The sequence below is a fragment of the Allobosea thiooxidans genome (assembly GCF_900168195.1).
Classification (GTDB): Bacteria; Pseudomonadota; Alphaproteobacteria; order Rhizobiales; family Beijerinckiaceae; genus Allobosea; species Allobosea thiooxidans.
This window is the reverse complement of record NZ_FUYX01000002.1, coordinates 276,129-301,144: the sequence shown is the minus strand read 5'-3', so window position 1 is coordinate 301,144 and position 25,016 is coordinate 276,129. Positions and strand designations below refer to the sequence as shown.

At 68.0% G+C, this 25,016-nt stretch carries 23 protein-coding genes; 21 read left to right on the top strand and 2 right to left on the bottom strand.

All coding sequences use genetic code 11. The annotated features are described in order from the left end of the window. Positions 1-29: 29 nt before the first annotated feature. Positions 30-923: a LysR family transcriptional regulator gene (locus B5Y19_RS04490; RefSeq protein ID WP_055730513.1), complete on the bottom strand. Its 894-nt coding sequence runs from the start codon at positions 921-923 to the stop codon at positions 30-32. Positions 924-1,161: 238 nt separating this feature from the next. Between B5Y19_RS04490 and B5Y19_RS04485 the strand changes: the two genes are divergently transcribed. The 7 genes from B5Y19_RS04485 (at position 1,162) to B5Y19_RS04455 (ending at position 8,263) form a co-directional block, all read left to right on the top strand. Further along, positions 1,162-1,983: a metallophosphoesterase family protein gene (locus B5Y19_RS04485; RefSeq protein WP_055730514.1), complete on the top strand. Its 822-nt coding sequence runs from the start codon at positions 1,162-1,164 to the stop codon at positions 1,981-1,983. Between the two features lie 79 nt (positions 1,984-2,062). Continuing rightward, a complete protein-coding gene (locus B5Y19_RS04480; protein ID WP_055730515.1) occupies positions 2,063-3,250 on the top strand; it encodes an ABC transporter ATP-binding protein in 1,188 nt (395 codons plus the stop codon). A 2-nt stretch (positions 3,251-3,252) separates the two neighbouring features. Continuing rightward, positions 3,253-4,176, top strand: coding sequence for a carbohydrate ABC transporter permease (locus B5Y19_RS04475; RefSeq protein WP_055730516.1), 924 nt, complete (start codon positions 3,253-3,255; stop codon positions 4,174-4,176). Between the two features lie 113 nt (positions 4,177-4,289). Then, positions 4,290-5,054, top strand: a complete 765-nt coding sequence (locus B5Y19_RS04470) for a carbohydrate ABC transporter permease (RefSeq protein WP_411914140.1) — start codon at positions 4,290-4,292, stop codon at positions 5,052-5,054. A gap of 91 nt (positions 5,055-5,145) precedes the next feature. Next, positions 5,146-6,417 (top strand): ABC transporter substrate-binding protein, encoded by a 1,272-nt coding sequence (locus tag B5Y19_RS04465; RefSeq protein WP_139384260.1) that lies wholly within the window; start codon positions 5,146-5,148, stop codon positions 6,415-6,417. Between the two features lie 216 nt (positions 6,418-6,633). Beyond that, positions 6,634-7,458 carry a phosphodiesterase gene (locus tag B5Y19_RS04460; protein WP_055730519.1) on the top strand — a complete coding sequence of 275 codons (825 nt, stop codon included), beginning with the start codon at positions 6,634-6,636 and terminating at the stop codon, positions 7,456-7,458. 13 nt (positions 7,459-7,471) lie between these two features. Next, positions 7,472-8,263 carry an inositol monophosphatase family protein gene (locus B5Y19_RS04455; RefSeq protein WP_055730520.1) on the top strand — a complete coding sequence of 264 codons (792 nt, stop codon included), beginning with the start codon at positions 7,472-7,474 and terminating at the stop codon, positions 8,261-8,263. A 3-nt stretch (positions 8,264-8,266) separates the two neighbouring features. Here the strand turns inward: B5Y19_RS04455 and B5Y19_RS04450 are convergent, their stop codons facing one another. After that, the gene (locus B5Y19_RS04450) at positions 8,267-9,214 is read right to left on the bottom strand and encodes a sugar-binding transcriptional regulator (protein WP_055730521.1); all 948 of its coding nucleotides are present in this window, start codon (positions 9,212-9,214) and stop codon (positions 8,267-8,269) included. 214 nt (positions 9,215-9,428) lie between these two features. Between B5Y19_RS04450 and B5Y19_RS04445 the strand changes: the two genes are divergently transcribed. From B5Y19_RS04445 to B5Y19_RS04380, 14 genes are all read left to right on the top strand, one after another. Continuing rightward, positions 9,429-10,469: a zinc-dependent alcohol dehydrogenase gene (locus tag B5Y19_RS04445; RefSeq protein WP_055730522.1), complete on the top strand. Its 1,041-nt coding sequence runs from the start codon at positions 9,429-9,431 to the stop codon at positions 10,467-10,469. Between the two features lie 48 nt (positions 10,470-10,517). Next, positions 10,518-11,978 carry a xylulokinase gene (gene xylB / locus B5Y19_RS04440; protein WP_055730523.1) on the top strand — a complete coding sequence of 487 codons (1,461 nt, stop codon included), beginning with the start codon at positions 10,518-10,520 and terminating at the stop codon, positions 11,976-11,978. 76 nt (positions 11,979-12,054) lie between these two features. Next, entirely contained in the window at positions 12,055-12,729 is a 675-nt protein-coding gene (locus B5Y19_RS04435) for an HAD family hydrolase (protein ID WP_055730524.1), read from the top strand. 6 nt (positions 12,730-12,735) lie between these two features. Then, the gene (locus tag B5Y19_RS04430; protein WP_055730525.1) at positions 12,736-13,683 is read left to right on the top strand and encodes a sugar-binding transcriptional regulator; all 948 of its coding nucleotides are present in this window, start codon (positions 12,736-12,738) and stop codon (positions 13,681-13,683) included. A 162-nt stretch (positions 13,684-13,845) separates the two neighbouring features. Next, positions 13,846-15,159: an extracellular solute-binding protein gene (locus B5Y19_RS04425; protein WP_055730526.1), complete on the top strand. Its 1,314-nt coding sequence runs from the start codon at positions 13,846-13,848 to the stop codon at positions 15,157-15,159. Continuing rightward, positions 15,143-16,150, top strand: a complete 1,008-nt coding sequence (locus B5Y19_RS04420; protein WP_079591148.1) for an ABC transporter permease subunit — start codon at positions 15,143-15,145, stop codon at positions 16,148-16,150. Before B5Y19_RS04425 ends, B5Y19_RS04420 begins: the two co-directional genes overlap by 17 nt. A gap of 10 nt (positions 16,151-16,160) precedes the next feature. Continuing rightward, on the top strand, positions 16,161-17,051 hold the full coding sequence (locus B5Y19_RS04415) for an ABC transporter permease subunit (RefSeq protein ID WP_055730527.1): 891 nt from the start codon (positions 16,161-16,163) through the stop codon (positions 17,049-17,051). Positions 17,052-17,079: 28 nt separating this feature from the next. Next, positions 17,080-17,820, top strand: coding sequence for a glycerophosphodiester phosphodiesterase family protein (locus B5Y19_RS04410; RefSeq protein WP_244555478.1), 741 nt, complete (start codon positions 17,080-17,082; stop codon positions 17,818-17,820). Positions 17,821-17,824: 4 nt separating this feature from the next. Next, positions 17,825-19,303 (top strand): mannitol dehydrogenase family protein, encoded by a 1,479-nt coding sequence (locus B5Y19_RS04405; RefSeq protein WP_055730529.1) that lies wholly within the window; start codon positions 17,825-17,827, stop codon positions 19,301-19,303. A gap of 433 nt (positions 19,304-19,736) precedes the next feature. Continuing rightward, a complete protein-coding gene (locus B5Y19_RS04400) occupies positions 19,737-20,603 on the top strand; it encodes a fumarylacetoacetate hydrolase family protein (protein WP_055730530.1) in 867 nt (288 codons plus the stop codon). A 3-nt stretch (positions 20,604-20,606) separates the two neighbouring features. Further along, positions 20,607-21,410, top strand: a complete 804-nt coding sequence (hpaH, locus tag B5Y19_RS04395; protein WP_055730531.1) for a 2-oxo-hept-4-ene-1,7-dioate hydratase — start codon at positions 20,607-20,609, stop codon at positions 21,408-21,410. Positions 21,411-21,591: 181 nt separating this feature from the next. Then, on the top strand, positions 21,592-22,629 hold the full coding sequence (locus tag B5Y19_RS04390; RefSeq protein WP_055730532.1) for an amino acid ABC transporter substrate-binding protein: 1,038 nt from the start codon (positions 21,592-21,594) through the stop codon (positions 22,627-22,629). Positions 22,630-22,696: 67 nt separating this feature from the next. Beyond that, positions 22,697-23,881, top strand: coding sequence for an amino acid ABC transporter permease (locus tag B5Y19_RS04385; RefSeq protein WP_139384258.1), 1,185 nt, complete (start codon positions 22,697-22,699; stop codon positions 23,879-23,881). After that, positions 23,878-24,996, top strand: a complete 1,119-nt coding sequence (locus B5Y19_RS04380) for an amino acid ABC transporter permease (protein ID WP_244555477.1) — start codon at positions 23,878-23,880, stop codon at positions 24,994-24,996. Before B5Y19_RS04385 ends, B5Y19_RS04380 begins: the two co-directional genes overlap by 4 nt. The last annotated feature ends 20 nt before the right edge of the window (positions 24,997-25,016 follow it).

Genomic DNA, 25,016 nt, shown 5'->3' with positions numbered 1-25,016 from the left:
GCGGTCGGGCCGGCGCGGAAGCGCAGGCCTCAGGCCTGAACCCCGCCGATCCGGGTGGTGGCGAAGCGTTCCCGCAGCCATTTCGCCGCCGGTCCGCTCGGCCGCTGCTTGTGCCAGACCAGCTCCAGCGCAACCGGCCAATCGGCATCGTCGAACTGCAGCGCGGGCGTCACCAGTTCCCCGACCACGGGGGAATTGGCGATGATGTGGTCAGGCACGAGGGCCCAGCCGATGCCCTGCTTGACCATCTGCAGAATGACCCAGTGGCTTTCGACCCACCAGACTTCGGCGGCGATGCGCAGGCGCTGCTTTTCCGGCCCTTCGCTGCGCACCGCCACCATGATCTGACGGTGGCGCTTCAATTCCTCCCAGTCGATCACCGTGTTCGCGAGCGGATGCTGCCGGCCGCAGACCAGCTTGAGCGGTATCCAGCCGATCGTGTGGAAGGCGAGCGCCGTCGGCAGCACCTCCTGGCGCCACATCACGCCGATATCGGCCTTGCCATCCAGCACCAGCCGGCTGACATCCTCCATCATCGGGAACAGCACTTCGAGCTCGACATGTGGGAAGCGCGCCGCGAAATCGGCGAAGAGCGCGCCGAGCGCCCGCTCGGGATAGAGCTCGTCGATCGCCACCGCCAGCCGCGTCTCGACATGCGCCTCGAAGCTGGCGGCGACGCCGATCAGGTGCTCCCGCCGATCGAGGATGACCTTCGCCTCCGGCAGGAGTCGTTCGCCCGCCGCCGTCAGGACCGGATGGCGCGCGGCGCGGCTGAACAGGGAAAGGCCGAGATCGGCTTCGAGATTGGCGACCTGCGTACTGACGGCGGATTGTGCCTTGCGTAGCGCCCGGCCGGCGGCTGAGAAGGAGCCGTGCTCGGCGGCCGCGACGAAGGCCTCGAGCTGTTCCATGGAAATGGCCATGTTCTGGTATCCGGAACCGCTCCGACGCTGTCGGACGGTTATCCGGGACTGAGCCCGCACGCGTCAACGGCGCCTGCTTTCCTTCGGCAGCGGAGCCCACGGCCCCGAAGCTCCGGCGGATGCATAAAATACATTTGTGTCATCAAACATTCATTTGTATGGTCCATGGCAAAAATCGTCGCCCCGGACACGACGGAGGCGACCCGTTCCCTTGCGGGAACGTGTCTGGAGGGAAGCCATGCAACGGGTCGTACAGATCTCGGACACCCATCTGAGCCCGAACAAGCCGCATTTTTCCGGCAACTGGGCGCCGCTCACGGCCTGGCTCGCGGCGCGGACGCCGGACCTGGTGATCCATACCGGCGACGTCACCGTCGACGGGGCGGATGTCGACGAGGATATGGCGCATTGCCGCGGCCTGCTCGACTCGATCGGCGTCCCGGTGCTCAGCATTCCGGGCAACCATGACGTTGGCGAGGCCTATCATCCGCATCAGCCGGTGAATGAAGAACGGCTCGCCCGCTGGCGCAGCCATATCGGCGAGGATTTCTGGGTCCGCGATCTCGAAGGCTGGCGGCTGATCGGACTCAATTCGATGCTGTTCGGCAGCGACGAGGCCGAGGAGCGGCACCAGCTGGCCTGGCTCGACCGGCAGATCGCCGAGGCTGAAGGACGCCGGCTCGGCTGGTTCCTGCACCGGCCGCTCTTCATCGAGGCGCCGGACGAGGGCGACCAGGGCTATTGGAGCGTGCCGCCCCGCCCGCGGGCGCATCTGCTCGATCTCATCAGCCGTCACGACGTCGCCTTCGTGGCGAGCGGCCATCTGCACCGCGCCCATGACTTCACGGTCGGCGGCACCCGCTACATCTGGGGGCCCTCCTCCGGCTTCGTCGTCGGGCCCGAATTGCAGCCCGGCATGGCCGGCACGACCACGCTCGGCGCCGTCGCCTACGGTTTCGACGGGCGCGACTTCTCGGCCGAGATTCACGAGATCGCGGCGCTGAAGACCCTCTGGATCGACGACGTGATCCACGAGGTCTACCCGCCGCGCGCCGCCTGAGGCGCCGCCGCCGGCCGTTCGGCGGCCGGCACCAACGCCCCCTGAACAGGCCCGCGGGCCGCGCAGAAAGGCGAACGACATGGCTACCGTCGCGCTCTCCTCCATCGCCAAGTCCTTCGGCTCCACGAAGGTACTGGGCGGCGTCGATCTCGACATCGCCGATGGCGAGTTCCTGACCCTGGTCGGCCCCTCCGGCTGCGGCAAGTCGACCCTGATCCGGATCATCGCCGGGCTGGAGCATCAGGATGGCGGCGGCGTCGCCATCGGCGGCAGCCGCGTCGACCACCTGCGCCCGCATGAGCGGCGCGTCGCCATGGTCTTCCAGTCCTATGCGCTCTATCCGCATATGAGCGTGCGGGCGAACATCGCCCTGCCGCTGACCATGTCGCGGCTGTCGCTCCGGCAGCGCCTGCCGCTGCTGCGCCTCCTCTCCCGCCGCCGGCGCGAGGTGATGCGCGGCATCGAGGCCGATGTCGGCGCCGTCGCGATGCAGCTCCAGCTCGACCATCTGCTCGACCGCAAGCCGGCGCAGCTTTCCGGCGGCCAGCGCCAGCGCGTCGCGCTCGGCCGTGCCATGGTCCGGCAGCCGGCCGTCTTCCTGATGGACGAGCCGCTCTCCAATCTCGACGCCAAGCTGCGCGTCCATATGCGCACCGAGCTGGCGGAGCTGCACAAGCGGCTGGGCGCCACCTTCATCTACGTCACCCACGACCAGGTCGAGGCGATGACGATGTCGGACCGCGTCGCGATGATGGATTCGGGCTCCATCCTGCAGCTCGGCACGCCTTCTCGGCTCTACGAGAAGCCGGCCTCGCTCAAGGTCGCGCAGTTCATCGGCAGCCCGGCCATCAACCTCCTGCCCGCGACGGTCGCGGCCGCCGGCCGGCTCGAGCTCTTCGGCAGGCCGATGGCGCTCGCCGTCCCGCTGGCGCAGGGGCAGGCGGTGACGCTCGGCATCCGCTCCGAGGCGCTGGCGCTCGTGCATGGCGAGCCGGGCGCTCCCGGCCGCGCCTGGTTCACGGCGAGGCTGCGGCGCAAGGAGAATCTCGGCTCCGAATACATCCTGCATTTCGACCTCGCAGGGCGCGATGCGCAGGGCGTGACGATGCGCACCACGCCCGCGATCGCGGCCGGCTTGAGCGAGGCCGCCGAGGTCACGCTCGGCTTCGACGAAGCCGCCTGCCACATCTTCGGCACCGATGGCGGCCGGGTCGAGCCACGGGGCGAGAACGGCGCGACCGGCTCCGTCGTGCCGCTGAGGGCCTGACCATGACGCTCGCCCTCTCCGCCCCCGCGGGTTTCGCGCCCGTCGCCCGCCGCCGGCTCTGGATCGAACGTATCACCGGGCTGGGCTTCGCCCTGCCCGCCTTCGTCCTGCTGCTGCTGACGATCCTGCTGCCGCTCGCCGTCCTGCTCTGGCTCAGCCTGACCAATTACGAGTTCGGCGGCGTCGACATGGACTGGGTCGGCTTCGCCAATTTCGGCAAGGCCCTGGCCGACCCGATCATCCGCCGCTCCCTCGTCAACACGCTCCTCTATGTCGCCATCGTCGTCCCCGGCGGCGTGCTCGGCGCGCTGATGATCGCGGTGCTGGTGCATCGCCGCACGCGCAGCCGCTCGCTCTACGAGGTGATCTACTTCCTGCCGGTAACCTCGACGCTGATCGCCATGGCGACGGTCTGGCAGTTCCTGCTCCATCCCTCGCTCGGCCCGGTCAACGGCGTGCTGAAATGGCTGGGTTTCGCGCCGGTCGCCTTCCTCAGCGAGCCTTCGACGGCGCTGGCCACGCTCGCCGTGATCGGCATCTGGCAGCTCATCGGCTTCAACATGATCCTGTTCCTGGCTGGGCTGACCGCGATCCCGCGCGACCTCTACGAGGCCGCCGACATCGACGGCTGCTCGAGCGGCATCGACCGCTTCCTCACCATCACCTGGCCGCTGCTCGGCCCGACCACGATGTTCGTGCTGGTCACCACGATGATCACCGCCTTCAAGATCTTCGATACGGTGGCGGTGATGACGCGCGGCGGCCCTGTGGGCTCGACCGAGGTGCTGCTCTACAACATCTATCTGGAAGGCTTTCAGTACTTCCACACCGGCTATGCCGCGGCGCTGACCTTCATCTTCCTCGCCTTCATCCTCGTCTTCTCGGCCGTGCAGACCTTCGCCCTCGACAGGAAGGTGCACTACTGATGACCGATCTCACCTTGTCCGCCGCCGGGCCCGTCACGCCCGTTCATTCGGTGCTGCGGCGCTTCATCACCCTGGCACTGGTCCATGGCGTCCTGATCGCCGGCGCGATCTTCATGCTGGCGCCCTTCATCTGGATGCTGGTGACCTCGATCAAGCCGCCGGCCGAGATCTTCAGCGCCGAGATCTCGCTCTGGCCGAAGCAGTTCTACGGCGTGCAGAACTATCTCTTCGCCCTGGAGAAGGCGCCGCTGCTGCGCTTCGCGCTGAACGGCCTCGTCCTCTGCCTGGGCATCCTGACCGTCCAGCTCCTGGTCGCAATCCCCTGCGCCTATGCGCTGGCGAAGCTGAACTTCCCCGGCCGCAACGCCCTCTTCGTGCTGGTGCTGCTCGGCCTGTGCATCCCCGTGCAGGTGCCGGCCATGCCGCTCTACATCGCGCTCGCCCAGCTCGGCCTGCTCAACACCTATTTCTCGATGATGGTGCCGTTCTTCCTCTCGGTCTTCGCCATCTTTCTGTTCCGCCAGTTCTTTCGCAGCTTTCCCGACGACATCATCAATGCCGCCCGCCTCGACGGCATGAGCGAGTTCGAGATCGTCTGGTGGATCGTCACGCCGAGCGCCTGGCCGGCCATTGCCGCCTTCTCGGTGTTCTCGGCCGTGGCGCATTGGAACGACCTCTACTGGCCGTTGATCGTCATTTCCGACGCCAAGCTCGCACCGCCGCCGCTCGGGATGATGTTCTTCGCCGATGCCGAGACCGGCTCGAACTACGGCGCGCTCACCGCGGCGGCAACGATCCTGACCGCGCCGCTCGTCATCGCCTTCCTGATCGCCCGGCGCCGATTCATCGACGGCATCACCATGACCGGGGTGAAGTAGCCGGCCACGAAGCCGCCCACCCCCGCCCAGAGTTCAGGCCTGAAGCAACGCAAACCCGACAGCCCCGCTGTCCATGCCAAGGAGATCACGCATGAAACCTCTCGGCAAAGCGCTGGCCGCAGCAGCGCTCACCCTCGCAGCCACGACGGCCGCCAGGGCCGAGCAAGTCACGCTCGACGTGCTCTACGCCTTCCCCGCCTTCGCCAAGTTCCACGAGCCGATCGCCGCGGAATTCATGAAGAAGCACCCGGAGATCAAGATCAATTTCCGGGCGCCGGCGGCGAGCTATGACGAAGGGCATCAGACGATGCTGCGCTCCTCCGTCACCAACCAGCTGCCGGACGTTTATTATTCCGGCTTCCATTTGCTGACCGAGCTCGTAGAATCCCTCGACAAGCGCAAGCAGGTCGTCGATCTCGGCCCGCTGCTGAAGGCCGAGCCGGAAGCCTGGCGCAAGGCCAACTATTCCGACGCGCTGCTCTCGCTCGGGCAGGTCGGCGGCAAGCAGGCGGGCCTCGCCTTCAACGCCTCGACGCCGCTGATGTACTTCAACGCCGAGCTGGTGAAGCAGGCGGGCGGCGATCCCGACAAGATGCCCGACAACTGGGCCGACACGATCGCGCTCGCCAAGAAGATCCGCAGCGGCGACACCGCCGGCCTCGCCTACAACATCCATGACTGGCCGGATGACTGGCTCTGGCGCGGCGTGATCCTACAGGGCGGGCATTCCATGCTCTCGGCGGATGGCAAGAAGGTCGCCTTCGGCGGCGAGACCGGCGAGAAGACGCTGTCGCTGCTGCGCAGTTTCGTCACCGACGCCGGCATGCCGCTGATCGACTGGGACCAGTCGCGCCAGCAATTCATCGCCGGCAAGATCGGCATCTTCTTCGACACCCCGGCCCGCCTGCGCCAGGTCACCGACCTGATCGGCGACCGCTTCACGCTGAAGACCGCGCTCTTCCCGGTCGACGACAAGGCCAAGGGCAAGCTGCCGACCGGCGGCAACGCGGCGCTGATCACCGCCAAGGACCCGGCCAAGCAGAAGGCGGCCTGGGAGTTCATCAAGTTCGTCACCGGGCCCGAGGCCCAGAAGATCGTCGTCGAGACCGCCGGCTACATGCCGACCAACCTGCGCGCCGGCGAGGACGCTTTCCTCGGGCCGTTCTACAAGGCCAACGCCAACTTCCGGACCATCAACGGCCAGGTCTCCCGTGCCGCGCCGTGGGAAGGCTATCCGGGCGGCAACTCGGTCCGGATCTGGCGCCAGCAGCGCGAGGTCATCGCCGGCGTGATGCGCGGCGAGATCCAACCCAAGGCCGGCATCGAGCGCATCGTCTCCGAAACCGAAGCCCTGATGAAGTGAGCGGACGCCCCTGACGGCCCGCTCCCGCCGCCCGGCCCATCGCCGGGCGGCGTCCCTATTGAGCCCTCATCCTGAGGAGCGATCCCAAGGATCGCGTCTCGAAGGATGGTCCAGGAGGCTCCGGCGCAATCTGGAGCATCCTTCGAGACGCCGCTTCGCAGCTCCTCAGGATGAGGGCTGAGGTTCCGTGACTGCCCTCATTCCAAAGGCTTTTCGATGATCATCGCCCAGCTCAGCGACTTCCATGTTCGCCCGCACGGCCAGCCGGCCTATGGCGTCGTCGACACCAACGCCGCGACCCGGCAGGCGATCGACGCGGTGCTGGCGCTCGACCCGCGGCCGGACTGCGTGATCGTCACCGGCGATCTCTGCGATTGCGGCCTGCCCGGGGAATACGAGATCGTGCAGCGCGAGCTCGCGCGGCTGCCGATGCCGACCTATGTCGTGCCCGGCAATCACGATCGGCGCGAGACCTTCGCTGCCGCGCTGGCGCCAGCCCATGGCTATCTGCCGCAGTCAGGCTTCCTGCACTATGTCGTCGAGGATTTCCCGGTCCGGCTGATCGGGCTCGACACCGTGATGGCGGGCGAGGATGGCGGCGAGATCTGCGCCGCGCGCGAAGCCTGGCTGGCCGAACGGCTCACCGAGGGGCAGGGCCACCCGACGGTGATCTTCATGCACCATCCGCCCTTCGCGGTCGGGGTCGACGGCATGGACGTCATGCCGGCCCGCGTCTCGCCCGGCTTCGCCGCGCTGATCGCCCGCCACCCCGAGATCGAGCGCGTGCTCTGCGGCCATTATCACCGCCCGATCCAGCTGCGCTTCGCCGGCACGATCGGCTATGTCGCGCCGGGCACGGCCCATCAGGTCGCGCTCGATCTGCGCCCCGGCACGGAAAACCGTTTCATCATGGAGCCGCCAGCGATCGCGCTCCATGTCTGGAAGCCGCGGACCGGGCTGGTAAGCCATCTGCAACCGATCGGCGATTATGGCCCGCGGCGTCCCTTCATCCTCGACCCGGCCTATCCCGGCAGGCAGTAAACGGTTTCCGCCCATGTCTGATCAGCGCCTCCTCTCCCTCCTCGATCAGGCCGGCACGCTCGCCGGGCAGGCCGCCGACCTGCTGGTGCGGATGCAGGGCGAGCAGCTCGCCGTCACGCGCAAGGAATTGCGCGACGTCGTCACTGCCGCCGACCTCGCCTCCGAGCGCCTCGTCATCGAGGGTCTGCGCGCCCTGACGCCCGAGGCGGCGATCCTGTCCGAGGAGGCGGGTTTCTCCGGCTCCTCGGACGCCCCGCGCTGGATCATCGACCCGCTCGACGGCACGGTGAACTATGCCGGCGGCCTGCCCTGGTTCTCCGTGACCCTGGCCTATCAGGAGGCCGGCCGCACCGTGCTCGGCCTGACGCACGCGCCGCTCGCCGGCTTGGTCGCCCACTTTGCCGCGGGCACCGTCGCAACGGTGAACGGCAGCCCGGCCGCGGTCTCGCAGACGACCTGCCTCGCCGACGCCGTGGTCTCGATCTGCCTGACCTCGCATTATTCCGTCGAGGATTCGGAACGGACCTGCGCCGTGATCCGGCGGCTCGCCGGTCTGTGCCGCGGCGTGCGCGTCATCGTTTCGGGCGGGCTCGAAATGTCGCTCGTCGCCGCGGGAAGGCTCGACGCCTTCATCGGGCTCAAGGCCGACATCGTCTCGCACGCCGCCGCCATGCCGCTGGTGCGCGCCGCCGGCGGCAAGGTGACGACAGTCGCCGGCCAGGATTCGCGCGACGAGGACCTGGAAAAGATCGTCACGAACGGCCTGATCCACGAGGAGCTTCTGGAGGCGATCCGCGACGCCTGAGCCTCAGCCGGCCTGCAGCGCCAGCGCCGCCGTCGCCGCGTCCTCGTCGGTGATCAGCACCGAGGCGAGCCCGCCCCGCAGCGCCGCGGCGATCACCGCCGCCTTGTTGGCGCCGCCGGAGGCGAGGATCACGGTCGGGATGCGGCGCAGCTCCTCCAGCGGCAGGGCGATGGCGCGCCGGTTGATCGGATGCGCGATCGCCTCGCCCTGCGCGTCGATGAACTGGCCCAGCATGTCGCCGACCGCCCCCTGCGCCGCCAGCTCCTCCGGCCCGACATCGCCGGGCAGCCCGTAGCGCACCAGGAGCGAGCGCGCGCTGAGATCGCCGGCGCTGAGGATCGCGACATCCGTGGCGCGGATGCGCGCGAAGGCGGCCTCGAATACGTCCTGCGCCAGGATGGTGTCGCGCGATTGCGGCGTGCCGGCATAGATCGGCGCAGCGAGATAGTGGCACTCCGCCTGCCAGAGCCTGGCGAAGCGGCTGGCGATCTCGAAGGTGTTGAGCTCGATGCCATAGGTCAGCCCGCCCATCATCGAGGTCACCGTCAGGCCGCGATGCTGCCCGGCGCGCACATGCCGGATCGTCTCCCGCAGCGTCCCGCCCCAGCCGACACCGAAGACACCGGCAGGATGCTCGTCGATGATGCGCGAGACGAACTCGCCCGCGGCCTTGCCGATCTGGGCCGAGATCTGCGCCGGATCACCCGGGCTCGGCACCACGACCGCTTCCTTCAACGCGAAAGCCGAGACCAGCGCCTGCTCCAGCCTGACGCAGCTCTCCAGCCGCGAATTGATGGTGATGTTGACGAGCCCGCTGCCGCGCGCCTCGACCAGCAGGCGGTTGACCCTGAGCCGCGTCATCTTCAGCCGGTCGGCGATCTCCGCCTGGGTCAGCCCTTCCATGTAGTAGAGCCATGCGGCTCTGACCTGCGTCTGCGGATCCTCCGGCATCGTGTCATCCAGAAGGGGCGGACAGGCGCTCCGACGCCGCCGGCCCTCCGCGGCGGCATCGGTTTCAGGGCTTCAAGCCAACCGGCTTACCCCGCTTTCACGCGCTGCGACAATGCAGGCGGCGCAGGATCCGGCAGGCGGATTCGCCTTGACCATCACTAATGTAAATATGAGAATACATTTGTTGAAGAGCTTTGCGAGGCCGGAGTCCGCGATGTCCCACGCCGTCTTTCTGCATGCCGCGGGTGACGCGCGCTTCGCGCCGTTCAATCTACGCGAGGGAACGCCCGGCGAGACCCTGCTCGACGTCGCCGCCATCGGCCTCTGCGGCAGCGACCTGCATTATTACAAGGACGGCGGCATCGGCTCGGCCGTCATCGCCACCCCCTTTGTACCGGGCCACGAGTTCAGCGGCTGGCTGACCGAGGATCTGCCGGAGCTCGGGCTCGCGCGCGGCGCACTGGTCGCGGTCGACCCCAACCAGGCCTGCGGCCACTGCCAGCACTGCCGCGACGGCCATCCCAATCTCTGCCCCGACGTGGTCTTCATCGGCGCTCCCCCCCATGACGGCGCGATGACCGAGCGGATCTGGGTGCCGAAATCGCAGATCGTCCCGGTCCCCGAGCGCTTCACCCCGAGCGACGCCGTGATGCTCGAGCCGCTCGGCGTCGCGATCCACGCCGTCGACCTGGCGAGGCCGCGCCTGCTGGAGCGGGTCGCCCTGGTTGGCTGCGGGCCGATCGGCCTGCTGATCCTGCAGGTCCTGCGCAGCGTCGGGGTCGGCGAGATCCTGGTCTGCGATCCGCAGCCGCATCGCCGCGCCCTGGCGCTCGAGCTCGGCGCGACCAGAGCCGGCGCGAACGTGGCGGACATCGCCGAATGGACGCGAGGCGAAGGGCTGCCGCTCGTGATCGAGGCGACCAATGCGCCGGAAGGATTCCGCGACGCCATCCGCGCCACGCGCATCGGCGGGCGCCTCGTGCTCGTCGGCATCCCCGATGGCGACAGCTACATGATCCCCGCGGCCGAGGCGCGCCGGCGCGGGCTCACCGTCAAGTTTTCCCGCCGCATGGGCCATGTCTACCCCCGCGCGATCGAGCTGGTCGCGCAGGGCAAGGTCGATGTCGACGCCGTCGTCAGCCACCGCTTCCCCCTGGCCGACGGGCCGGAGGCTTTCCGGCGCCATGCCGCCAACGAGGCCGGCATGGTCAAGAGCCTGCTCTATCCGCACGGGACCGATGGCAAACGCCGGTAAGCGATCACTGCGGCTTCGGCACCGCGCCACGCCCGCAAGGCGGCCGGCATGAGCTATATCGGCATCGACCTCGGCACCTCCTCGGTCAAGGCCGTCCTGGTCGACGAGCGCCAGCGCGTGCTGGCGAGTCGAACATGCGATCTTGCCGTCCGCCGGCCACAGCCACTCTGGTCCGAGCAGGACCCGGCCGACTGGATCGAGGCTGCGATCGCGGTGCTGCGCGGCCTCGGCGACGACGCGCCGGCCGCCTTCCGCGCCTGCAAGGGCATCGGTCTCTCCGGGCAGATGCACGGCGCCGTCCTGCTCGACGAAGCCGACCGGCCGCTACGCCCCTGCATCCTGTGGAATGACGGCCGCGCGACGGCGGAATGCGCCGCGATCGAGGCCGCCGAGCCGGCTTCGCGCGCGATCACCGGCAACATCGCCATGCCCGGCTTCACCGCCCCGAAGCTGCTCTGGGTCCGCCGGCACGAGCCGGACCTCTTCCGCCGGACCCGCCGCGTCCTGCTGCCGAAGGCCTATCTCCGGCTGGCACTGACCGGCGAGACGATCGAGGACATGTCGGATGCGGCCGGCACGCTCTGGCTCGATGTCGGTGCCCGCGACTGGTCGCAGCGCATGCTCGCCGCGACAGGCCTCGAGCTCGGCCACATGCCAGCCCTCGTCGAGGGCTCGCGGCCGGCCGGCCGAATGCGGGCGGAACTGAGCCGCGAGCTCGGCTTCGCCGCCCCGCCGCTCTTCGCCGGCGGGGCGGGCGACAATGCCGCGGGCGCGGTCGGGCTCGGCGCGGTCGCGTCGGGCGACAGCTTCCTCTCGCTCGGTACCTCCGGCGTGCTCTGGCGCACCACAGATGGCTTCGCCCCGCAGGCTGACAGCGCGGTCCATGCCTTCTGCCATGCTTTGCCGGGCCTCTGGCACCAGATGTCGGTGCATCTCTCGGCCGCGGCGAGCCTGGCCTGGTGGGCCGCCATCAGTGGCCGCTCCGAGAAGGCCTTGCTGGCGCCACTCGGCACACGGCCCGAACATCCCTCGCCCGCCCTGTTCACGCCCTACCTGTCCGGCGAGCGCACCCCGCACAACGACCCGCGGATGCGCGGCGGCTTCGCCCGTCTCGGCCACGGCACCGGCCGCGAGGCGATGACCCAAGCGGTGCTGGAGGGTGTCGCCTTCGCCCTGCGTGACGGCAAGGATGCGCTCGAAGCCGCCGGCCCGCCAATCGAGATGGCCATCGCCATCGGCGGCGGCGCGCGCTCGCCCCTCTGGCTCTCCATCCTCGCCAACGTCCTGGACATGACCTTGCTGCGCTATCCCGCGGCCGAGGCCGGCGCCGCCTTCGGCGCGGCCCGCCTCGCGCGCCTGGCCTGCACCGGCGAGGACCCGCTCGCCATCTGCCGGCGGCCGCAGGGCCGGGCCCGCAGCTTCGTGCCGGAACCAAATTTGGCCGCCGCCTATGCGGAGCATCGAGCCTTGTGGGGCCGGGCCGCTCGGTTCAGCCGCGAGCTGCGTTAGGCGCCGGAGAACGCGATTGACAGAATTCGAGCGAATGCTCTTGACTGGAGCATTCGTTCAGGATTCTTGCTGTCTGATGGCTCCCGATCCGCGCTTCGACCTGATCATCCTCGATTGCGACGGCGTCCTCGTCGACAGCGAGACGATCAGCTGCCGCACCCTCGTCGATATTCTCTCGCCTCTGGATCCGGATTATGATCTGGAAACGGTGATGCGGCGCTATCTCGGGCGCCCGGCCAGCGCCGTCGTCGAGGACTATGAGAGAATGACCGGCCGCCCGGCCCCGGAGAGCTTCAGGCAGGACTGGCGGACGCGGCTCTTCTCCGCTTTCAGCGCGGCGCTGGAACCGGTCTCCGGCGTTCGCGCGGCAGTGACCGCCTTCGGCACCGATTACTGCGTCGCCTCATCGAGCGACGAGGAGCGCATCGAGCACTGCCTGCGCCATACCGGCCTCTGGGACCTGTTCGCTGGCCGCATCTTCAGCACCACCCGCGTCGCACGCGGCAAGCCCGCCCCGGATCTCTTCCTGCTCGCGGCCCGGGAGCGCGGCGCGGCGCCCGAGCGCTGCCTCGTGATCGAGGACAGCGTCAGCGGCGTCATGGCCGCCAAGGCGGCCGGGATGACCGTCTACGGACTGACGGCAGGCAGCCATTTCGCCGTGCTCGACCAGCGCAGCGCCCTGGTCGCGGCCGGCGCCGACCGGCTGCTCGGCTCCTGGCACGAATTCGCCCTGCCCGCTGCGGCCGGCTGACGCGTCATGGCCGACAGCGACAACACCCGCCTCGACGATGCCGCCCGCGCCGGCTGGCTCTACTACATCGCCGGGCGCACGCAGGACGACATCGCGCAGACACTGAACATCTCGCGCCCGGCCGCACAGCGCCTCGTCTCGCTCTGCCGCAGCGAAGGCCTGATCAGCTTTCACATGAACCACCCGATCAGCAGCTGCATGGAACTCGCCGCGCGCCTGCGCGACCGCTTCGAGCTGCAGCATTGCGACATCGCCCCGTCCGACGGCTCCGGCGAGACCGCGGCATCCGGCGTCGCCTCGCTCGGCGGCGTGCTGATCGAACGCTGGCTGCGCTCGCGTAAATCGCTGGTGATGGCGCTCGGCACCGGGCGCTCGATGCGCGCCAGCATCGAACGGGTGTCGCCGATGTCATGCCCGCTGCACCGGCTCGTCTCGCTGGTGGGGACGATCTCGCCCGACGGCTCGGCGAGCCCCTTCGACACGCTGGTCAAGCTCGCCGAGATCACCAAGGCGCAGCATTTTCCGATGCCGCTGCCGCTCTATGTCTCGAGCCCCGAGGAACGGGCCCAGCTGATCGAGATCGAGTCGATCCGACGCATCCGCGCCATCGCCGGCGAGGCCGATCTCTGGCTGATGGGCATCAGCCAGATCGGCGACGATGCCGTGCTCTATCGGGACGGCTTCATGACGCGCAGCGAGCTGCTCGAAATGGTCCGCCATGGCGCCGTCGGCGAGGTCACGGGCTGGGTCTTCGACGCCGAGGGCCGGTTGCTCGACCGCGGCACCAATCTGCGCGTGACGAGCGTGCCGCCCGAGCCTGGCAGCGACCGCCTGCGCATCTGCATCGGCCAGGGCCCGGCCAAGGTCGCCCCCCTGCGCGCCGCGCTGCGCGGGCGGATCATCAACGGCCTCGTCACCGACGAGGACACTGCGCGGGCGCTCCTTGCCGGCTGAGCCGGCCCAACTCCGCCTTCTCCGACCTTCACGCCCCGCCGGCACGGTGCCGGCGGCACTGTCATGCGTTCGTCACCCACAGTTGACATAAGAAGCCAGTGTGCGAGCATATGCTTCAATCAAGAGCATATGCTCGTATAAATTTCATGAGGGAGGCTTTGAATGCGACCTTTCTTTGGTGCGCTCGCGGGTGCTGGCGCCTTGCTCCTGGCGGGAGTATCCGCCGTCCAGGCGGCGACCGAGATCGAATTCTGGCACGCGATGAGCGGCGCGCTCGGCGAGCGGGTCGACGAGTTGGTGAAGAAGTTCAACGACTCGCAGAAGGATTACGTCGTCAAGGCGATCGGCAAGGGCACCTATGACGAGGTGCTGAACGGCACGATCGCAGCCTACCGGGCCAAGCGCCAGCCCGAGATCGTACAGTCGAACGAGCGCTCTTTCCTGACCATGGTCAATTCGGGCGCGATCATCTCGACCAGCGATTTGATGGCCCAGCAGGGCCGCCCGATCGACGTCGCGAAATATATCGCCCCGGTCGTCAGCTACTACGCCATCGACGGCAAGCTGCAGGCGATGCCGTTCAATTCCTCGACGCCGATCCTGTTCTACAACCGCGACCACTTCAAAGCGGCCGGCTTCGACAAGCCGGGTGCGACCTGGCAGGAGCTCGAGCCGCAACTCGAGGCGATCAAGGCCAAGGGCGTCTCGAAATGCGCGATGGTGCTCCCCGGCGACTACGAGTGGAGCTTCCTCGAGAACTACAGCGCCGTGAACGACATCCCCTACGCGACCAAGCGCAACGGGATGGACGGGCTCGACACGAATTTCGTCTTCAACAAGGGCAAGCTCGTCGGCCAGGTCGAGCGGATGAAGCGGCTGATCACCTCCGGCGCGATGCAGATCGCCGGGCAGGGCGTCATCCCGATCCAGCTCTTCACCTCCGGCGAATGCTCGACGATCATCGCCTCGACCGCCTCCCATGCCGCGGTTGTCGCTGCCGCCAAGTTCGACTGGAACGCGACCGGGCTGCCCTATGAACAGGGCGTCACCCCGAAGAACAGCGTCATCGGCGGCGCCGCGCTCTGGACGCTGAAGGGCCATTCGCCGGAGAAGTACAAGGCGATCGCCGCCTTCTACGATTTCCTCGCCCGGACCGATACCCAGGTCTGGTGGCACCAGGCGACCGGCTACGTGCCCGTCACCACTGCCGCCTACGAGGCCGCCAAGGCGCAGGGCTATTACGACAAGAACCCGACGCGCGAGATCGCGGTCGTCCAGCTGATGCGCGGCACCCCGAGCGACAATTCGCTGGGCTTCCGCATCGGCAACAGCAACCAGATCAACGTCGCGATCATGGAAGAGGTCTCGGCCGCCTTCCTCGGTCGCAAGCCCGTGCAGCAGGCGCTCGATGACGCGGTTTCCCGCGGCAATGAGGCGCTGCGCCGCTACGAGCAGCTCAATGCAGGCAAGAAGTAGCGTGGCGGACCTGCCCGTTGCGGCCGGCGGAGGCGGTTTGCGCCTGCGCTGGCCGCTGCGGCGCCGCCCGGCTCGTGCCGCGGCGGAGGGCGGGGCCGAGAGCGGGCTGAAGCGCGCTCATTTCAGGGATTGGCACCTGCCCTTCTGGCTGCTGGCGCCGCAGCTCTTCATCCTGCTGCTATTCTTCTTCATTCCCTCGATCAGGGCGCTGATCCAGGCCTTCCAGCTCACCGACCCCTTCGGCGCGACGACGCAATGGGTCGGGTTCCAGAATTTCACGCGGCTGTTCGGCAGCGGCGTCTACTGGTCCTCCGTGCAGGTGACGCTGATCTTCACCCTCGCGCAGAACCTGCTGACGCTCTCGCTCGCGCTGCTGCTGGCCTTCGCCTCGAACCACATCCTGCGCGGACGCGGCGCCTACCGCACGATCCTGCTCCTGCCCTACGCGATCGCCCCCGCGATCGCCGGCATCATGCTCGCCTTCCTCTTCAATCCGCGCGTCGGGCCGGTGGCGCACATGCTCCAGGGCATCGGCTTCGACTGGGATCCGAACCGCAACGCCTGGCATGCACTCGCGCTGATCGTGATGGCGGCGTCGTGGAAGCATATCTGCTACAACTACATCTTCCTCGTCGCCGCGCTGCTCTCGGTCCCGCACTCGCTGCTCGAATCCGCCTATCTCGACGGCGCCGGGCCGATCCAGCGCTTCCTGCGCATCTCGCTGCCGATGATCGCGCCGACGCTGTTCTTCCTGGTGGTGATCAACTTCGTCTACGGGTTGTTCGAGACCTTCGCCATCGTCGACGCCACGACGCGCGGCGGCCCGGCCGGGGCGACCTCGATCCTGGTCTACAAGGTCTATCAGGACGGCTTCGTCACGCTCGATCTCGGCTCGTCGGCCGCGCAATCGGTCGTGCTGATGGCCCTGGCGCTGCTCCTCACCTTCGCGCAGTTCCGCTTCATCGAGCGGCGCGTCAACTACAGCGTCTAGGGGGCGAGCGATGAACGAGCGCACCCCCATCATCGATTTCGTCTGCCATCTCATCCTGCTGGCGGGCGCGGCCCTCGTCTGCCTGCCGATCTATTTCGTCTTCGTCACCGGCTCGCTCTCGCAGCAGGAGATCATGCGGGTGCCGATGTCCTGGCTGCCGGGCGACCAGTTCTTCACCAATGTGCGGACGGTGCTCGACAGCGCCAATTTCGGCCGGCTGCTGCTGAACTCCTTCATCATCGCCTCGGGCATCACCATCGGGAAGCTGGCGGTCTCGGTGATCGCCGCCTTCGCCGTCACCTATTTCCGCTTTCCCTTCCGGATGACCGTGTTCTGGCTGATCTTCATGTCGCTGATGCTGCCGATCGAGGTGCGCATCGTGCCGACCTATGAATCGGCGGCGAATGTCGCGCTGCCGCTGAATCTTCTCGGTTCCTGGCTCGGCGTCCAGGCGCTGGTCGATCTCGACTGGAACCTGGTCAACACCTATTCCGGCCTGATCCTGCCGCTGATCGCCTCCGCCACGGCGACCTTCCTCTTCCGCCAATTCTTCCTGACCGTGCCGGACGAGCTCTGCGAGGCCGCCCGCATCGACGGCGCCACGCCCTGGCAGTTCTTCCGCCTGATCCTGCTGCCGCTCTCGCGCTCCAACATCGTGGCGCTGGCGATCATCCTCTTCCTGATGGGCTGGAACCAGTATCTCTGGCCGCTGCTGCTCACCACCGAGCCCGCCATGGCCAACGCCGTCATCGGGTTGAAGAAGCTGATGCCGCAGAGCGACTCGCTGCCGACCTGGCACGTGCTGATGAACGCGGCCTTCCTGACCATGCTGCCACCCACCCTCGTGATCCTGCTGCTCCAGCGCTGGTTCGTGAAGGGCCTGGTCGACAGCGGCAAATAGCGAACCATCACCGGCAGGGCTTCCCATCATGCGGATCATCGGACATCGCGGCGCGCGCAACATCTGGGCGGAGAACAGCCTCAGCGGCTTCCGCAATGTCTGCGGGCTGAAGGTCGACGCGGTCGAGCTCGACGTGCATCTCTCCGCTGACGGCGAGATCATGGTCATCCACGACCCGCTGCTCGACCGAACCACCGATCACAAGGGCCCGGTCGGGCAGCTCTCGCGCGAGGCGCTCGGCCGGGTCCGGCTCGCCGACACGCTCGGCGAAACGATCCCGACCCTGGCGGAGGTGCTCGACGTCTTCGCGCCCACCGGCATCGAGCTCGAGGTCGAGATGAAGATGGACGCCTTCGGCAATCCCTATCCGGGCCTGCTCGAGAAGGTGATCGCGCTGGTCGAGGCCCGCAGGATGGCGTCGCGCGTGGTACTGACCTGCTTCGTCCCGGAGGTCATCATGGAGATCAAGGCCAAGGCGCCGGGCATGCGCCGGCTCGCCTCGGTCGACCGGCGTTCCTGCGAAGCCTTCGGCGGCGTCGACCGGACCTTGCAGCGCTTCGTCGACCTCGGCTGCATCATCGCCGTCGAGCAGTCGCTGCTGCGCTTCGCGCTCGATCGTGCGCTCGGCATCGTCGGCCGTGACAGGCTCGGCGTCTGGGTGCCGAACACGGTCGGCGAGCTCGATTACTGGCTCGGTCAGCCGGTCTCGCAGATCACCAGCGACCGGCCCGACCTCGCCCTGCAGCTCATGGCTGCCAGAGCGGCCTGACGCCATGGCGGTCGCCCTCTCGCGCGCCGGTCTCGGCGGGATCGCGGGCCCGGTCTCGGTGCCGCGCTACGGGCGCGACACGCTGAGCCCCGGCATCGTCCATTTCGGTATCGGCAATTTCCACCGCGCCCACCAGGCCGCCTATCTCGACGAGCTCTTCGAGGCAGGGCTTGATCGGGATTGGGCGATCCTCGGCACCGGCGTGCGCGCCGAGGACGCCGCGATGGGCAGCGATCTCGCCGCTCAGGATTTCCTGACCACCGTGGTCGCACAGGAGGCCAGCTCCGCCCGGGCGCGCGTGACCGGCGCGATGATCGGCTTCATCGATCCCGCCGACAGGGGCACGATCCTGCGGCAGCTTACCGACGGGCGGACGCGGATCGTCTCGCTGACGGTGACCGAGGGCGGCTACTATGTCGACCCTGCGACGCAGGCCTTCGACGCCGGCCATCCCGAGATCGCGGCGGATGCCGCGGACGGCCTTGCCGACCCCAAGACCGCCTTCGGCCTGATCGCAACGGCGCTGCTACGCCGTCGCGCCGCCGGCCTCGCGCCCTTCACGGTGATGTCCTGCGACAACCTGCCGGGCAATGGCCATGTCGCCGAAAACGCCGTCGCCGGGCTGGTCGAGCTGGTCAATCCGGCCGATGCCCGCTGGATCCGCGAGGCCGTCGCCTTTCCCGACGCGATGGTCGACCGGATCACGCCCGCGACCTCGGAGCGCGAAAGGCGGAGCCTGCGCGAGGATTTCGGCATCGACGACCGGCGCCCGGTCTTCTGCGAGGATTTCCGGCAATGGGTGCTGGAGGATCGCTTTCCGGCCGGGCGGCCTCGGCTGGAGCAGGTCGGCGTGCAGTTCGTCGCCGATGTCGCGCCCTTCGAACTGATGAAGATCCGCATCCTCAATGGCGGGCACGCGGCGATCGCCTACCCCGCCGGCCTGCTCGACATCCATTTCGTCCATGAGGCGATGCAGGACGGACAGATCGCCCGCTTTCTCTCGGCGCTGCTCGACGAGGAGGTCGTTCCGCTCGTCCCGCCCGTGCCCGATACCGATCTCGCGGCCTACAAGCAGACGATCGAGCGCCGCTTCGCCAATCCCAAGATCGGCGACACCATCCGCCGGCTCTGCCTCGACGGCTCCAATCGCCAGCCCAAATTCATCCTGCCCACCCTGCGCGACGCGTTGCGCGCCGGGCGGCCGATCGACGGGCTCGCCCTCATCTGCGCCCTCTGGTGCCGCTATTGCCATGGCGAGACCGAAAGCGGCCAGCCCATCGCCCCGAACGATCCGGGCTGGGGGCGGCTGACGGAACAGGCGCGGCTGGCGCGTTCCGAGCCCGATGCCTGGCTCCGGATGCGCGACATCTATGGCGACCTGGCCGATGACGAGCGCTTCCGCACTGCATTCCGCCAGAGCCTGCAGAGGATCTGGAACCGGGGCACCCGCGCCGCCCTCGACCACTATCTGCAGGGGCGCTGAGCGCCCGCCAAAGCGTACTGACTTTGCACAGAACTGCGCCGTCATCCCGGCCGGAGCGAAGCGTAGAGCCGGGATGACGGCCCGGTTCCGTGTGAAATCGGCAGACCCTCATCCCGCCGCCGAAGCCGATCCGGCGCGCCGACATGCGTCCGCGCCGCGGCATGCATGAGCGGCTCCCGACACCACCTCTCCTCTCCCCGCCACCAACCTCAGCCCGCGCGGACCGCTGCGCGTCATCGGCCGGCCGGAATTCGCCCGGGACAGCCGCGGCCCCTGGTTGACAGGTCGGCCCCGCAGATTATTAACATGATAATTAGATGGTGCTGGCACGGTGTTCGGCTTCCGCGCGGCAAGGCCGAAGGCTGGATGCCACCCGGTGCCCGTCCGCTCTGCCGGCTCATCGCCCTTTGCGCCGATTGTGAGGAAGCGGGTCTTGGCTCCAAAATTCGTCAGTTTTGTTCATGGCAATGAGACGCGCTACGGCCTGGTTGCCGCTGGCGGCGTCGTCGACCTCTCCGCCCGCTTTGCAGCGCGTTGGCCGACCCTGCAGCATGTCGTCGCCGACGGCGCCTTCGCGGCCCTGGCCGAAGCCGGCGCCACGCTCGGCCCCGACCTGCCGCTCGCCGATATCCGCTACGCGCTTCCCTCGCTCGCCCCTGAAAAGATCATCTGCGTCGGCGTGAACTTCCCGGACCGCAACGCCGAGTACAAGGACGGCAAGGAAGCGCCGCCGAACCCTTCCCTGTTCCCCCGCTTCATGCGCTCCTTCACGGCCCATGAGCACCCGCTGATCAGGCCCCCGGAGAGTGAGCAGCTCGACTATGAGGGCGAGATCGCGATCGTGATCGGCAAGCCCGGGCGCCGCATCGCCGAGCGCGACGCCCTGGACCACATCGCCGCCCTGACGCTGGCGAACGAGGGAACGCTGCGCGACTGGGTTCGCCACGCCAAGTTCAACGTCACCCAGGGCAAGAACTTCGACCGTTCCGGCGCGATAGGTCCCTGGCTGGTGCCCTATACCGACGAGGCGCAGATCGCCGACATCGCGCTGACGACCCGGGTCAATGGCGAGGTCCGCCAGAGCGACCGGACCAGCAGGATGATCTTCTCCTTCCGGAAGATCATCAACTACATCTCGACCTTCACCACGCTCGTCCCCGGCGACATCCTGATCACCGGCACGCCGACCGGTGCGGGCGCGCGCTTCGACCCGCCGATCTGGCTGAAGCCCGGCGACGTCGTCGAGGTCGAGGCCGACGGGATCGGCCTGCTCCGCAACACCGTCGCCGACGAGGCCTGAAAGATGCTGACGCCCGATGAAATCGCCGCCGCCGCCCGCGACCTCGACGAGGCCGAGCGGACCCGACAGCAGACCGGTTTGATGTCGCTGCGCTTCCCGCAGATGACGATGGACGACGCCTATGCCGTCCAGGGCGCCTGGGTCGAGCGCAAGCGCAGCGCGGGCCGCAAGGTGATCGGCTGGAAGATCGGCCTCACCTCCAAGGCCATGCAGTACGCGCTGAACATCGATACGCCCGATTCCGGCGTGTTGTTCGACGACATGCGCTTCGAGGACGGCGCCACCATCCCGAAAGACCGCTTCATCCAGACGCGCATCGAGGCCGAGATCGCCTTCGTGATGAAAGCCGATCTGAAGGGGCCGGACGTCACGATCTTCGAAGTGCTGAACGCGACGGACTACGTGATCCCGGCGCTTGAGATCCTCGACACGCGCATCCTGCGGGTCGACCCGCAGACGAAGCAGGCGCGCACCATCGTCGACACCATCGCCGACAACGCCGCCAATGCCGGGATCGTGGTCGGCGGCCGCGCCATGCGGCCCGACCAGGTCGATCTGCGCTGGGTCGGCGCCATCGTCTCGCGCAACGGCCAGGTCGAGGAGACCGGGCTCGGCGCCGGCGTGCTCAACCACCCGGCGCGCGGCATCGCCTGGCTGGCCAACCGGCTGGCGCAGTATGGCGAACATATCTCGGCCGGGCAGATCGTGCTCGCCGGCTCCTTCATCCGGCCGGTCGAGGCGCGCCACGGCGACACGATCGTCGGCGATTACGGGCCGCTCGGGACGGTGAGCTGCTTCTTCGAATGATCCGAGAACGTCCCGGCGCGGCTCCGCCCGCGCCGGAGCCGCTGCCCGCGATGGGCAGGCGCTCTCGTTGGCGCCATATAATTAACTTGATAATTAACTTGTTATGTGTCACCTCGGCCGCGTCGCGGGGAAGCGGCTCACCAGCCGCCCCCGCTTCGTGACAGACACTGGGGAGGGCTGAATGCTCGGAAATCTGCGCAACAAGTGGACGCTGGCCGCCGGCTGCCTGATGCTCGCCGCAACGGCGGCTTCGGCCGAGAGCGGCGCCACGCAGAAGGCGATCGCCGGGCGCGGCGCACTCAATTGCGGCGTCTCGAGCGGTGTCCAGACGGGCATGAGCACGCTCGATAGCAACGCCAAATGGTCCGGCTTCGAAGTCGATTTCTGCCGCGCGGTCGCAGCCGCGGTCCTCGGCGATGCCGAGAAGATCAAGTTCGTGCCGCTCGAGATCAAGACGGCCTTCGCCACGCTCCAGTCGGGCGGCATCGACGTGCTGGCCCGGACCGCGACGCACACCTTCATCCGCGACATCGAACTCAACGTCGAATGGCCCGGCGCCTATCTCTATGACAGCCAGGGCTTCCTGGCGAAGAAGTCGCTGGGCGTGAAGAGCGCCAAGGAGCTCGAAGGCGCCTCGATCTGCGTCTCGGCCGGCTCGAACTACGAGCTGAATCTCGCCGACTTCTTCCGCAAGAACGGCATGAAGTTCACGCCCGTCGCCGCCAACACCCGCGACCAGAACGAGAAGAACCTCGCCTCCGGCCGCTGCGACGTCTACGCCAACGTGCTCAGCGCGCTCGCCGGCGCCGTCTCGAAGCTCGGCAACCCGGATGACTGGGTCGTGCTGCCGGAGCTGATCTCGATGGAGCCGATCGGCCCGGTCGTGCGCAAGGACGACAGCCGTTTCCGCGACGTGATCGCCTGGACGCTGAACGCCCTCATCGCCGCCGAGGAGCTCGGCATCACCCAGGCCAATGCCGATCAGATGAAGGCGAGCTCGACCTCGCCGGAGGTTCAGCGCCTGCTCGGCGTGACCGGCGATTTCGGCGTGAAGCTCGGCCTCGACAATGCCTGGGCCCTCAACGCCATCAAGGCGGTCGGCAACTATGGCGAGATGTTCGAGCGCAACCTCGGCGCGAAGAGCCCGATCAAGCTCGAGCGCGGCCTCAACAACCTCTGGAACAACAAGGGCCTGATGTCCTCGCCCCTGCTGCGCTGACAACCAGTCGAGGCCGGCGCTCCCCGTGCCGGCCTCCCCGCCCCGACAAGCAGCGACGCGTCGAACGATGAGCATCTCACCTGCCGCTCCCCTGCCGCCCCGCCGCCCGTCCTTCGGCCGCCGGCGCGCCATGGGCTGGCTTTATCAGGGCCTTCTCGTCGCGGCGCTCGCCCTGCTGGCCTTCGTCGCGATCGGAAACCTGCAGGACAATCTGGCGGCGCGCGGGCTCAAGCTCGGCTTCGACTTCCTCTGGCAGGAAGCGGGCTTCGAAATCGCCTTCCACCTCGTTCCCTACACGGCCAGCGACAATTACTGGCGCGTCTTCCTGATCGGCATCACCAACACCCTGCTGGTCACCGTTCTGGCGATCGTCTTCTCGACCATCCTCGGCTTCGCCGTCGGCATCGCGCAGCTCTCCGGCAACTGGGCGATGTCCCGCGCCGCACGCATCTATGTCGAGATCGTGCGCAACCTGCCGCAGCTGCTCCATATCCTGATCTGGTACAACGTCGCGCTCAGGGCGCTGCCGGCGCCCCGCGCCGCGGTCGCACTCGGCGATGTCGTCTATCTCTCGAACCGCGGCATTCTCGTTCCCGCGCTGACGACCGATCGTCCCGGCCTGCTCGCTCTCGCCATCCTCGTCGCCATCGCCGCCGCCCTGGTGCTCTTCCGCAGCCTCACCGCCCGTGCCGAGCGCTCCGGCCGGCGCGTCAATGCCTGGCTGCCCTCGCTCGCCCTCCTCCTGCTGCTGCCGGCGCTCGCGGTCGGCCTGAGCGGCGCGCAGCTCGGCGTCTCGCTGCCCACGCTCAAGGGCTTCAATTTCGTCGGCGGCTGGGTGCTGGTGCCGGAGCTGTCGGCGCTCGTGCTCGCCATGGCGATCTACAACGCCGCCTTCATCGGCGAGCTGGTTCGCGCCAGCATCGAATCCGTCAACAAGGGCCAGCGCGAGGCTTCCGCCGCGATCGGCTTCGGCTGGTGGCAGACGCTGCGCTTCATCGTGATCCCGCAGGCCGTCCGCGTGCTGCTGCCGCCGCTGTCGAACCAGTATCTCAACATCCTCAAGGGTTCCTCGCTTGCCGTGGCAATCGGCTATCCCGACCTTGTCGGCGTCTTCACCGGCATCAGCATCAACCAGACCGGGCGCGCCATCGAGATCGTGGCGATGACCATGGCCGTCTATCTCGCGATCAGCCTGCTGATCGGCGCGCTGATCAACCTGTTCAACCACATGACCCGGATCGTCGAGCGGTGACCAACGCAGCCACCCTGCCGGCCGGCCGCGCCCGGCCCACCCCTGCCAGCGCGGCCGCCCCGGCCGGCCGCATCCTGTCCTGGCTGCGCCGGCGCATCTTCGCCTCCTGGCGCGACGCTGTCCTCTCGTTGTCCGTGGTCGCGGTGCTCGGCGCCATCGCCTGGGCGATCGTCCCCTGGGCGCTGCTGGATGCGAGCTGGAGCGGCGCCAGCCGTGCCGACTGCACCGGCACCGGCGCCTGCTGGGCCTTCGTCGCCGCCAAGGCGCCGCAGTTCGTCTATGGCTTCTATCCTCCGGCCGAGCGCTGGCGGCCGGACATCGCCTTGGCGCTGCTGGTCTTCGGCCTCGCCTGGCTGATGGTGCCGCGCCTGCCGGGCAAACGCTATGCCGGCCTCTTCATGATGATCGTGCTGCCGCTGGCGACCGTGCTGCTGCTCCATGGCGGCTTCGGCGGGCTTGCCGTCGTGCCGAGCGATCAGTGGGGCGGCCTGCTGCTGACCATGATCCTCGCCGTCTCCGGCATCACCTTCTCGCTGCCCTTCGGCGTGCTCTTCGCGCTCGGGCGACGCAGCCGGATGCCGCTGATCCGCTGGTTCTGCATCGGCTTCATCGAGTTCTGCCGCGGCGTGCCGTTCCTGACCGTGCTGTTCATGGCGATCGTGATGCTGCCGTTCTTCCTGCCTTCCGGCATGAAGCCGAACCCGCTCGCGCTGGCCGTCGCCGGCATCATCTTCTACGAGGCCGCCTACATGGCCGAGGTCGTGCGCGGCGGGCTGCAGGCGCTGCCGAAGGGCCAGTACGAAGCCGCGATGGCGATCGGCTTCGGCTACTGGCGGACGATGCTCCACATCATCCTGCCGCAGGCCGTCCGCAAGGTCGTGCCCGGCGTGGTGAACACCACGATCTCGCTCCTGAAGAACACGACGCTGGTGATGGTGGTGGGTCTGTTCGACCTGCTCAACATCGTCTCGGCCGGCGTCTCCGACCCGCTCTGGGCCGGCTCCCAGGCCGAGGGCTACTTCATCGTCGGCCTGGTCTTCTGGCTGATGAGCTTCGGGCTGTCCTGCTACAGCCGCGCCATCGAGGCCGGTTTCGCGCGCGCCGAGCGCTCCTGAACGCATCGGGTCATCACGCC

Coding starts and splice junctions, on each gene's coding strand:
- B5Y19_RS04490 (WP_055730513.1), bottom strand. CDS start 923: ATGGCCATTTCCATGGAACAGCTCGAGGCCTTCGTCGCGGCCGCCGAG.
- B5Y19_RS04485 (WP_055730514.1), top strand. CDS start 1,162: ATGCAACGGGTCGTACAGATCTCGGACACCCATCTGAGCCCGAACAAG.
- B5Y19_RS04480 (WP_055730515.1), top strand. CDS start 2,063: ATGGCTACCGTCGCGCTCTCCTCCATCGCCAAGTCCTTCGGCTCCACG.
- B5Y19_RS04475 (WP_055730516.1), top strand. CDS start 3,253: ATGACGCTCGCCCTCTCCGCCCCCGCGGGTTTCGCGCCCGTCGCCCGC.
- B5Y19_RS04470 (WP_411914140.1), top strand. CDS start 4,290: ATGCTGGCGCCCTTCATCTGGATGCTGGTGACCTCGATCAAGCCGCCG.
- B5Y19_RS04465 (WP_139384260.1), top strand. CDS start 5,146: ATGAAACCTCTCGGCAAAGCGCTGGCCGCAGCAGCGCTCACCCTCGCA.
- B5Y19_RS04460 (WP_055730519.1), top strand. CDS start 6,634: ATGATCATCGCCCAGCTCAGCGACTTCCATGTTCGCCCGCACGGCCAG.
- B5Y19_RS04455 (WP_055730520.1), top strand. CDS start 7,472: ATGTCTGATCAGCGCCTCCTCTCCCTCCTCGATCAGGCCGGCACGCTC.
- B5Y19_RS04450 (WP_055730521.1), bottom strand. CDS start 9,214: ATGCCGGAGGATCCGCAGACGCAGGTCAGAGCCGCATGGCTCTACTAC.
- B5Y19_RS04445 (WP_055730522.1), top strand. CDS start 9,429: ATGTCCCACGCCGTCTTTCTGCATGCCGCGGGTGACGCGCGCTTCGCG.
- xylB (WP_055730523.1), top strand. CDS start 10,518: ATGAGCTATATCGGCATCGACCTCGGCACCTCCTCGGTCAAGGCCGTC.
- B5Y19_RS04435 (WP_055730524.1), top strand. CDS start 12,055: ATGGCTCCCGATCCGCGCTTCGACCTGATCATCCTCGATTGCGACGGC.
- B5Y19_RS04430 (WP_055730525.1), top strand. CDS start 12,736: ATGGCCGACAGCGACAACACCCGCCTCGACGATGCCGCCCGCGCCGGC.
- B5Y19_RS04425 (WP_055730526.1), top strand. CDS start 13,846: ATGCGACCTTTCTTTGGTGCGCTCGCGGGTGCTGGCGCCTTGCTCCTG.
- B5Y19_RS04420 (WP_079591148.1), top strand. CDS start 15,143: ATGCAGGCAAGAAGTAGCGTGGCGGACCTGCCCGTTGCGGCCGGCGGA.
- B5Y19_RS04415 (WP_055730527.1), top strand. CDS start 16,161: ATGAACGAGCGCACCCCCATCATCGATTTCGTCTGCCATCTCATCCTG.
- B5Y19_RS04410 (WP_244555478.1), top strand. CDS start 17,080: ATGCGGATCATCGGACATCGCGGCGCGCGCAACATCTGGGCGGAGAAC.
- B5Y19_RS04405 (WP_055730529.1), top strand. CDS start 17,825: ATGGCGGTCGCCCTCTCGCGCGCCGGTCTCGGCGGGATCGCGGGCCCG.
- hpaH (WP_055730531.1), top strand. CDS start 20,607: ATGCTGACGCCCGATGAAATCGCCGCCGCCGCCCGCGACCTCGACGAG.
- B5Y19_RS04390 (WP_055730532.1), top strand. CDS start 21,592: ATGCTCGGAAATCTGCGCAACAAGTGGACGCTGGCCGCCGGCTGCCTG.
- B5Y19_RS04385 (WP_139384258.1), top strand. CDS start 22,697: ATGAGCATCTCACCTGCCGCTCCCCTGCCGCCCCGCCGCCCGTCCTTC.